This is a genomic window from Sphingobium xenophagum (assembly GCF_031457465.1).
GTDB classification, from domain to species: domain Bacteria; phylum Pseudomonadota; class Alphaproteobacteria; order Sphingomonadales; family Sphingomonadaceae; genus Sphingobium; species Sphingobium xenophagum_A.
The window spans coordinates 1-8,732 of the sequence record NZ_JAVDWV010000037.1 but is presented as its reverse complement, the minus strand read 5'-3'; the positions used below and the strand labels follow the sequence as shown (position 1 = coordinate 8,732).

At 58.7% G+C, this 8,732-nt stretch carries 7 protein-coding genes and 3 pseudogenes; 3 read left to right on the top strand and 7 right to left on the bottom strand.

Translation table 11 applies throughout. The features are described 5' to 3' along the window. Window position 1: 1 nt before the first annotated feature. Window positions 2–811, bottom strand: coding sequence for an ISL3 family transposase (locus tag J2W40_RS20295; protein ID WP_310227770.1), 810 nt, complete (start codon window positions 809–811; stop codon window positions 2–4). 130 nt (window positions 812–941) lie between these two features. On the opposite strand from J2W40_RS20295, the pseudogene istB reads away from it, so the two are divergent. Then, window positions 942–1,707, top strand: a pseudogene (istB, locus tag J2W40_RS20290) (IS21-like element helper ATPase IstB). A 309-nt stretch (window positions 1,708–2,016) separates the two neighbouring features. On the opposite strand, the gene J2W40_RS20285 reads toward istB, so the two are convergent. From J2W40_RS20285 to J2W40_RS20275, 3 genes are all read right to left on the bottom strand, one after another. Continuing rightward, a complete protein-coding gene (locus J2W40_RS20285) occupies window positions 2,017–3,045 on the bottom strand; it encodes an IS110 family RNA-guided transposase (RefSeq protein ID WP_310227769.1) in 1,029 nt (342 codons plus the stop codon). Between the two features lie 96 nt (window positions 3,046–3,141). Next, window positions 3,142–4,023: a metal-dependent hydrolase gene (locus J2W40_RS20280; protein WP_310227768.1), complete on the bottom strand. Its 882-nt coding sequence runs from the start codon at window positions 4,021–4,023 to the stop codon at window positions 3,142–3,144. 44 nt (window positions 4,024–4,067) lie between these two features. Next, window positions 4,068–5,210, bottom strand: coding sequence for an epoxide hydrolase family protein (locus J2W40_RS20275; protein ID WP_310227767.1), 1,143 nt, complete (start codon window positions 5,208–5,210; stop codon window positions 4,068–4,070). Window positions 5,211–5,317: 107 nt separating this feature from the next. Between J2W40_RS20275 and J2W40_RS20270 the strand changes: the two genes are divergently transcribed. Continuing rightward, window positions 5,318–6,124: a TetR/AcrR family transcriptional regulator gene (locus J2W40_RS20270; RefSeq protein WP_310227766.1), complete on the top strand. Its 807-nt coding sequence runs from the start codon at window positions 5,318–5,320 to the stop codon at window positions 6,122–6,124. An 88-nt stretch (window positions 6,125–6,212) separates the two neighbouring features. On the opposite strand, the gene J2W40_RS20265 is transcribed toward J2W40_RS20270, so the two are convergent. The 3 genes and pseudogenes from J2W40_RS20265 to J2W40_RS20665 all read right to left on the bottom strand — a co-directional run bounded on the left by J2W40_RS20265 (window position 6,213) and on the right by J2W40_RS20665 (window position 8,616). Then, a complete protein-coding gene (locus J2W40_RS20265; protein ID WP_310227765.1) occupies window positions 6,213–7,460 on the bottom strand; it encodes an MBL fold metallo-hydrolase in 1,248 nt (415 codons plus the stop codon). A 284-nt stretch (window positions 7,461–7,744) separates the two neighbouring features. After that, window positions 7,745–7,993 carry a PH domain-containing protein gene (locus J2W40_RS20260; protein ID WP_310227764.1) on the bottom strand — a complete coding sequence of 83 codons (249 nt, stop codon included), beginning with the start codon at window positions 7,991–7,993 and terminating at the stop codon, window positions 7,745–7,747. Further along, a pseudogene (locus tag J2W40_RS20665) lies at window positions 7,990–8,616 on the bottom strand (sulfotransferase family protein). The gene J2W40_RS20260 and the pseudogene J2W40_RS20665 overlap by 4 nt, the downstream one beginning before the upstream one ends. Before the next feature lie 23 nt (window positions 8,617–8,639). On the opposite strand from J2W40_RS20665, the pseudogene J2W40_RS20245 reads away from it, so the two are divergent. Beyond that, window positions 8,640–8,732: pseudogene (locus J2W40_RS20245) on the top strand (IS5/IS1182 family transposase); the annotation flags it as partial.

The following is an 8,732-nucleotide window of genomic DNA, read 5'->3' as shown; positions in this document are numbered from 1 at the left end:
CTCATTCGGTATGGCAGGCTCTTTGCGTCGTGACATAGTGGGACTCCTTGTTACCCATTATGCCCGGCCACACACGGAAATCCTGACAGTCCCCATCCGAACAATTGCGCAGCATGTGCCAGCGATCAGCAACCTGCCGAGCCAAAAGGGCGCCTTCGCGCGCGCCCTTGGCGTAGCTGCCGGCGCGATCGCGCGCGATAATTTCCGCGCCGGGGTGGGACTTCAGCCACGCGGCAAGGGTCTCGCTCTCCCTATCCGGTAGCAAGTCAACGACTTGGTGGGCCTCAAGATCCACCAGCACGGTGCCGTACCGCTGCCCCTTTCGCCATGCCCAATCGTCAACGCCCAGGACACGCGGCGCACCCTGGTGGACCTGCCGATCAGCGCGAACGATCCGAAGCATCGTGTCAGCACTGACGCGCATGCTCAGCCGCTCAACGAGACGAGCACCCGCTTCGCCGCCAAGGGCTAGGCCGACGGAACGCTGGACATCACGCACGCGCAGCGTGCGACGAGCGTGACGGGCGGCAACGTCCTCAGCGCGCTCGGCGAAGATACGCTGCTCACACCTCCGGTTGGCACACCGCAACCGACGAACGTGAACGCAAAGTACCACAGGGCACCCCTGCCATGGGAGATCGGCGATGCGTCGCTGGTATGTGCTATGCATCCGTGACGACACGCGCCGGCAGCTCGGACAGCGGGGCGCAGACAACTGCGACCGGCAATTGATCACGATGCGCTCGGTTTCGATAATGACCTCCTCCACGATCAGCTGGCATGGAATAAGCGGCAGAATACGCTTGGGCACGGCAAGACAGGCTCCCTCTATGGAGTCTCGATGAATCAACCAGATTCATGGTTCGTTCCCGACACCTGCACCGAAATTGCGGGAGAGCCCACTTTTGCGGAAAATTGCACGACCGATCACAGGACCTTCGATGCAGCGGCAAAACATGATCGAGGCCATGCGCGGGCTCGGGCTTAAAGGCATGGCAGGCGCGTTCGACGATGCCGTCACCACCGGCCTTCAGCGCCAGCGCACCACCATGGAGATACTGACCCGACATCCTGCGAGCGGAGGGGACGGATCGTCATGCCGCGTCGATCCGATACCGGATGGCCGCTGCCAGGCTGCCAGTCGTGACGGACATCGACGCCTTCCGGTTCGAGGGTACCCCGATCAACGAAGGGCTGGTGCGTTCATTGTACAGCGGCGCGTTCCTGCCCGCACGGCGCAATATCGTCCTGGTCGGCGGCACAGGCACAGGAAAGACCCATCTGGCCATCGCCATCACCGCCAATGTTGTGCGCTCCGGCGCCCGGGGCCGCTACTTCAACACGGTCGATCTGGTGACCCGCCTCGAAGAGGAGGCCAGGATCGGCAAGAGTGGCGCTCTCGCCGCCCAGCTATCCCGTCTCGATCTGATCGTACTCGACGAACTGGGCTATCTGCCGTTCGCCCGATCGGGCGGCCAATTGCTGTTCCACCTGATCAGCAAACTCTATGAGCGGACCAGCGTCGTTATCACCACCAACCTGAGCTTCAGCGATTGGTCCAGTATCTTTGGCGATGCCAAAATGACCACCGCCCTGCTGGATCGCCTCACGCATCATTGCCACATCCTTGAAACCGGCAATGACAGCTTCCGCTTCAGGGCCAGTTCCGCCGCCCCAAAATTCAGAAAGAACAAATCACCCGCTTGACCCTCGTCCCGCAACGCGGGACACACCTTCCACCCGAGTCATGTATGGATGCCCTCAGTCGCGCAAGAGGTTTTGGAACGGCGCCGGCGTGTGATCGTATGCGGTCATGTATCAGGCCTGTTCTGCGGACTGATGTCCACTGGCCGGTATGGAGATGCGCGGCTCTGATGCAAAACACTTCTGCGGGCTCGCAGCCCCATGACTCGGAATGCTTTTTCAGAACCGAATCTGTCCGATCACTTTGCCCTTACTACTCCTCGATCTTCTCACACGCCCGACGCACCGGGAACTCATCGCGCGATCGTCTGATCAGGCCGCGACAGTCACCGGATCCCTGTAATCCTCACCGTTGGTCAACATCGCACAGACTGAACGAGCCATTTTATTGGCCAAAGCAATGGCAACCAGCATTCGCGGTTTGCGCTCCAGCATGCGAGATAACCAGGAACCTTCTGGCGACGCGCAACGGCCTGCCCAGCGTACCATCGTCATTGCGCCCGTGATTAGCAGTCGCCGGATATCGCGCTGGCCCATTTTGGATGTTCTGCCGAGGACCCGCTTGCCGCCGGTAGATCGCTGGATAGGCACAAGTCCAAGCCACGCGGCAAAATCCCTCCCGCGCTGGAAAGTCTCCATTGGAGGCGCGAAGGCCTCGATAGCCATTGCGGTAACATGACCGATCCCGGGCACGGTCAACAGCCGGGCCGTCGTAACCGCCTTGGCCGCTTCTTGCTGGAGAACTTTCTCAAGCATCAGGATCTGCTCACTCAGCGAGGCGATCTGCGCAAGGTAAAGCCGTGCCGTCTCGACGATCAGCAGCTCGAGCGACATTTCGACTTCTTCAATTGCGGCTTCCAGTATCCGGACGTTCGTCACCCCCTGCGGAGCGACAACACCATGTTCGGCAAGATGACCGCGCAGTGCGTTGATAAGCTGTGTGCGCTGTCGAACCAGTAGGTCGCGAGTCCTGAACACCATCGCACCTGCTTGCTGGCTCTGCGATTTGACCTCAACAAAACGCATGTTCGGCCGAACGGCCGCTTCAGCGATCGCCTCCGCGTCCGCAGCGTCATTCTTTTGCCGCTTCACAAATGGCTTTACGTAAATCGGCGGGATCAAACGAACCTCGTGCCCCAGTTCTCTGATAGCCCGCCCCCAAAAATGAGCGCTGGCACATGCCTCCATTGCAACAATACAGCGTGGCTGCCGAGCCAGAAATGGCAGCACCTTTGACCGGCTGAGCTGCCTGCGGAATATCGCGTCCCCGCTGGAGGACGCTCCATGAGCCTGGAAAACCCGCTTTGCCAAGTCTAGGCCGACAATGCTAACTTCGTCCATGGATGCCTTCTCCTCGACTGTGACGTCGGAAACATCACAATGACACATTTGATGCCGTCGGGAGGGGGCGTCCACTCCATCACTTCTCGGTGCAACTCAACAGAGTGCCGACCCCGCGGATCCATGGGCCTGTGCCGGCGATAGCCGCGATCGCTTCGACTTGATCCAGTCGGCATCGATGTCGCTTTCTACCTTCTTCCAAAGCTTTGGCACCGCCAGGTCATGCGGACGGTATGATGGTGACAAGACCTTCAGCAAATTGCCGAGGATACTCTTTGCCATCATCTTGCTGACCGCCTTTTCCCGCTTGATCGATGCCTTTCGTTCAGCATCTGTCATACCTGCGCGATCGACTTGCAAGAGATACTTCTTCACCTTATTGGTATACTTTCCGAAACAATACGCCTGATAAAAGAAACCGTAAATTCGCATCCAGTATCCGCCATGGATCTTCTTGAACACATCATAACAGACATGGCGATGTTCGAATTCTTCCAGCAGATGCCAACGGAACAGCATTTCCATATTGGGGTCGGACCCCTCCAGATAAGGGTCCAGTCTGTCGCCGCACCATGACATGGCCGATGCCGGGCCAAGCGTCTCGAACCCTTCGCAATAGGCGGTGAGGAATGACAGCGACTTGGTTTCGAACAGACGCTGGTAATGCGCCTCGATTTCGCGCTCGAACTCGCGAATACGATCATAGCCGTCTCGCACGAGAACGGCATTGGCCGCTTCATGTGCAGCTGTATGGCAGGATTCCTGTTTGATGAAGGTCTTAATGTCTGCCCGCAAGGCGACAGACGCGGGATCGTCGCCATGGATTTCCTTGCGCGCCTTGGCCATCACGCGGTTGAGGAACTTTTCAAGTGCGGGAATGCCGAGAGACGCCGCGTTCTGCGTTTGGGCGAACTCCAAGTTGGGTGCCCAATGAGCGCGGGTTTGCGAGAAATCAAAATCTGGTTGCCGAATGCGCATGGTCTATCTCTTTTCTGTCTGTCGAATGGGCCAGGGTCGTGAACTCATCGCAACTGGCGAAAGCAGTCCTGAACCTCAGCCGCGAAGATGTCCGGGCGTTCCCACGCCGCGAAATGTCCACCCGTGGTCTGCTCGCTCCACCATATGATACCGGAGAACGAACGCTCTACCCAACGGCGCGACGCATTCATGATGTCGCCGGGGAACTGCGTAATCCCGGTCGGCAGATCGACGATGTCACCGCCCACCGGGTTGACTCTATTCTCCCAGTAGAAGCGGGCGGACGACGTCGCCGACTGGGTCAACCAGTAGAGTGTGATGTTGTCGAGTATTTCGTCCTTCGTCAGGGTGTCTTCGACCTTGCCATCGTTGTCCGTCCACTCCTGAAGTTTTTCATAGATCCAGGCGGCCAGCCCGACGGGGCTGTCGTTCAGACCGTAGCCGATAGTCTGAGGACGAGTGGACTGCTGCTTGGCGTAGCCGCTGCCTTCGTCCTGATAATATTTAACTTTGCCCAGCAACGCCTGTTCTTGCGGCGTCAGGTTGGCCATGTCTTCCGCAGTCGGCGGAACAAACGCAAAATTGAGATGGATGCCAAGACACCCCTCGGGTTTCTTGGCACCAAGCGTCCGCGTCACCACGCTGCCCCAGTCGCCGCCCTGCGCGACCCAGCGATCATAACCCAACCGCTGCATCAGTGTGGCCCAAGCCGCAGCAGTTCTTTCGGGACCCCATCCCTGTTCGACCGGCCGGTCCGAAAATCCATACCCGGGCAACGAAGGCAGGACCAGGTGAAAGGCATCCTTCGCGTCGCCGCCATGGGCTGCGGGATCGGTCAAGGGTCCGATCACCTTGGCGAATTCGAGCACCGATCCCGGCCAGCCGTGCGTCATAATCATCGGCAGAGCATCCGGCTCTGGCGAACGGATATGCAAAAAATGGATGCCCAACCCGTCGATCGCCGTACGATATTGGCCCAGACCGTTGAGCATTCTCTCGCACCGGCGCCAATCATAGTCGGTCGCCCAATAGTCGCACAGGGACTGCATCTCTGTGAGCGGGACGCCTTGGCTCAAGTCATCGACCGGCGCGCCGTCGGGCCACCGCGTGCGAGCCAATCTGTGGCGTAGATCGTCCAACTCCTCTTGAGGGACGTCGATCCGAAACGGGGTAACAGATTCCGTCATGTGACAAACACTCTCCAATTGCCGATCCGATCACACAGAATCCCGGCCTGCCAACCAATCTGAACCGCAACATACATTATGTTCCATAAAATGGAACTATTCTTACTTTGCATTCCAGCGCAAAAAGATGCAATCATAATCCGGATCGCTGGCGAGCCTTCGGCACGATCAAAACGGAGTTAAACCACGTGAGCGCGTTGCCTTCAGCGGTGGCATTGCCGCAGTCATCAAAACCCGACCCCGAAAAAATCAGCTTCATCGCGTCGATTCAGGACGCGATCGAAGAACGGGGACTGGATGCCGTCACGCTTGACGATATCGTACGCTACTCTGGCATTGCGCGGACCACATTGTACCGCCGGCATGGCGGCCGCGATGCCATCATGGAAGAATTCTTGCGGCAGCGGCTGTCGACTGACATAGAAGAGTGTCGCAAGCTGGCAATCAGTCCTGCGCCCTTCGTTGAGCGCATCGAACAGTTGATCGTATTCGCGATCATGGCCGCGCATCGCCACGCCTGGCTTCAGCGCGAACTGCGACGCGGCCTGTCAGACACATCGCTCGATCTGCTTGCTGCCGCAATGAAGAATGCGTCGGACCAGACCCTGGCCCCACTGTTGCGTCAGGCGAAGGCTGACGGCATCTGCCGTTGCCCGGCCCCGTTCGAGGAACTGCACCGCTGGTTACTTATTCAGATCTTCGAACTTAGCCGCCGGCATTTTGCGACCTGCGACGAAGCTTCCAGGATCGTGCGCACATTTGTCATGCCCGTGCTGGCGCTGGATGCTACGAACACTCAAACCGATCAAAAGATCGATTTCATCTACCGCCAGTTAATCGAAATGCAAAAGGCACAGGCTAACACTGCGCCTCCACCTGGAACGAGCTCGTTGATCGGCAGTGGCGCATCATGACAGTTGGACGCCGCAAATGGGAACGTGGGTTCTCATCAATGAATCTTGGTATAAGACGCGCTTGGTTCCTGACTTGTGACAAGCACGCTTAGTCCTTCCCTCCGTCGCTTTGCCCCAGAGCTTCCTGCGCTTCCAATAGCTTGCTCTCAAGCCAACCGATCTCGTCAAAACCATCACCGCCCGTCGCATCGATGAGATCGACCAGAATTCGCGCTTCGGTTTCGCGCACGACCCGGCTGTGGGGTGCTGCGGCAATGGCCAGCTCGGCCATATGCAGCGCCTGCTGGATAAAACCGTCAGCGCGCAGTCCCTCGGCCTTGGCGGCGAGCGCGGCCGGGCCGCCGACCATTTCAGCTAGAACCGGCCCGATTGAAACGACTGGCTTGGCGTAAAGTTCGGATGTCAGTTCCTGCCGGAACCATCCGGTATATTCCTTCCAGATGCTCCGCACATACCACCGCGTCGGGCCGCGTCCCAGGCGTGACAGCCTCAGTTTAGCCGGCAGTTCGACCGCCTCCATGACTTCGGGCAGGGTCTCGCCCGCCACCATGCGACGTACCGTCTTGTCATGTATGAAGCGAACTGCATCACGCACTTTTTTAAGCGTAGCGCAGACGTCTGTCGCACCCTCCAGCGGATCGCCATGACCGGTGATCAGCAGCTCCGCATCCAAGTCGATCAACGCTTGCAGTTCGCGTAGGAAACCGGGGATGCTGCGCTGGCGATCTCCGCGCAAAGTCACGAAATTCGGCATTGTGCCCAGCACCGCACTTAGGAAATTACCGGTGAGCAAGGTTCGTTTCTGCGGTATCCATACGCATGCCGCGTCCAGCGATTCACCCGACGGCGTCGCGATCAGTTCGAAGCGTTGGCCACCCAGAACGAAGGCATACCCATCGCCATAGCGTGTCGTCAACCGGGGCGCCGGCGTTTCGGAAGGCTGCGGTCCCTTCGATTCCCGCGCCATCTTGTCTAGGATCGCGCGAATGACGCGGTAGTTACGACGCGCGAAAAACGGCTCGAGTGCTGCACGCTCCGCCCAGATCGCGTCGAAATTACGCTGGCCAATGAAATCGACATCGGCTCCATCGAAAGCCTGCCATCCGCCCGCATGGTCGACATGGCTTTGAGTGAAGATAACCTTTCGCACCGCCAGCCGGCGTTTCAGCAATTGCTCGAAACGCTCACGGTGGCGCTGGCCATGTCCGGCGAGGCCAGTGTTGATGACAACATCGCCTTCCTCGGTGATCACGAGATAGGCGTTGGTCACGCTTTTCGACATGAGGATACTGTCACTGATGCGGAACGCGCCATCCTCGGGACGCCACTCGTTCATTTTCAGCCGGGGGTGATCGGCCTGCCTATAACGCGGTGAGGGTATGTTTGCCATGTAGCGTCCTTGTTGACGGTCGGATCGCGCCTAAATCCCCATCAGGTCCAGCAGCTCAGATGCCGTAGCGATGCCCCGTTCACTGGCATATCGAACGGTCGGTGCGACCGCATCGGCCAGCCGATCGAAATCTTCCTGCCAAGATGCCCCTGTCGTGCGACCCGCGGTGAAATAGATCGAAGCTCCGCCATGTCGCTGCATCAGGTCTATCGCGGAGCGGTGATGGACGGTTATGGCTTCCAAACGTCTGGTGCCGAAAGATCGAAGCCCTGCGTAATGAGGGTCGCTGCCATGATGCCTGCTGCGGTCAGTCGATCCATACACGCTTCGGCATCATGTTGCAGCTTGGCCATCAGCAGACCTGCCTGGCCAAGCCCGGCCTCCCGCCATGTCGCCAGATCCTCGTCGAACGACCAGGGGTAAGTGCACATCGCATTGACCGACAGCCGGCGATTGGGCGGCGGAAAGGACGAAGTCATGCCTCGACTTCCACCGGGACATCGAACCGGTCAGTATAGAAACGGAACCTTTCGCGCAATGCGGCGACATCCAGATTGAAATCTCCAGCCATGTCGTAGACAACCCGCCCATCGCGTCCGCGCGGATGGCTCGCCATATAATTGCGCATGTCCGCCATGCTTTCGCGCGACGGTTCGAATCCCGCGAATGCCAGCACCCGCTGGGCTGTACCGACGTCGTCGGCGACAATTTCTGCAAAGAGTAGTTCGAGCAGTCGATCTGCGGGGGCGACGCTGCGGTCGCGAATGTAGGCTCTCAGCATCCTCTCGATGCGATCGACCCAGTACGTCACATGACTCGCGATGTTGGGGTGTTTCTGATCATCGAGAACCAGAAGCCCACGCGTCGTTAGGACCGACTACAATATGGCCAGCGGATCCCGGAAGGTTTGGACAACATAGGCGTCAGGATAATTGGCCATCAGCGCCGGTAATTGCTCGGAATGCTGGTTACCCTTAAGAATCCAGCGCCGTTCACTCGGAAATTGCAAGGCGATCGCCTTCAGCATGCGTTTGCCATAGGCATAATGCGCCGCCTGGTCGTGACCGAGATAGTAATCCCGCCAGCCCGGAATTTCTGCCATCCACTCCCATTGGTAGGTGGTGACCCAAGAAGACGCTCTACAATCGTTTCGTCCGCTGGTCCGGGCGCGGCATTTGGGAGGGCATCTTCAGCGCGCTGGCGGGAGCAGGAGATGCA

Bases quoted from the DNA above. Each gene is read 5' to 3' on its own strand.
- J2W40_RS20285 (WP_310227769.1), bottom strand. From the start codon at position 3,045: ATGGACGAAGTTAGCATTGTCGGCCTAGACTTGGCAAAGCGGGTTTTC.
- J2W40_RS20280 (WP_310227768.1), bottom strand. From the start codon at position 4,023: ATGCGCATTCGGCAACCAGATTTTGATTTCTCGCAAACCCGCGCTCAT.
- J2W40_RS20275 (WP_310227767.1), bottom strand. From the start codon at position 5,210: ATGACGGAATCTGTTACCCCGTTTCGGATCGACGTCCCTCAAGAGGAG.
- J2W40_RS20265 (WP_310227765.1), bottom strand. From the start codon at position 7,460: ATGAACGAGTGGCGTCCCGAGGATGGCGCGTTCCGCATCAGTGACAGT.
- J2W40_RS20260 (WP_310227764.1), bottom strand. From the start codon at position 7,993: ATGACTTCGTCCTTTCCGCCGCCCAATCGCCGGCTGTCGGTCAATGCG.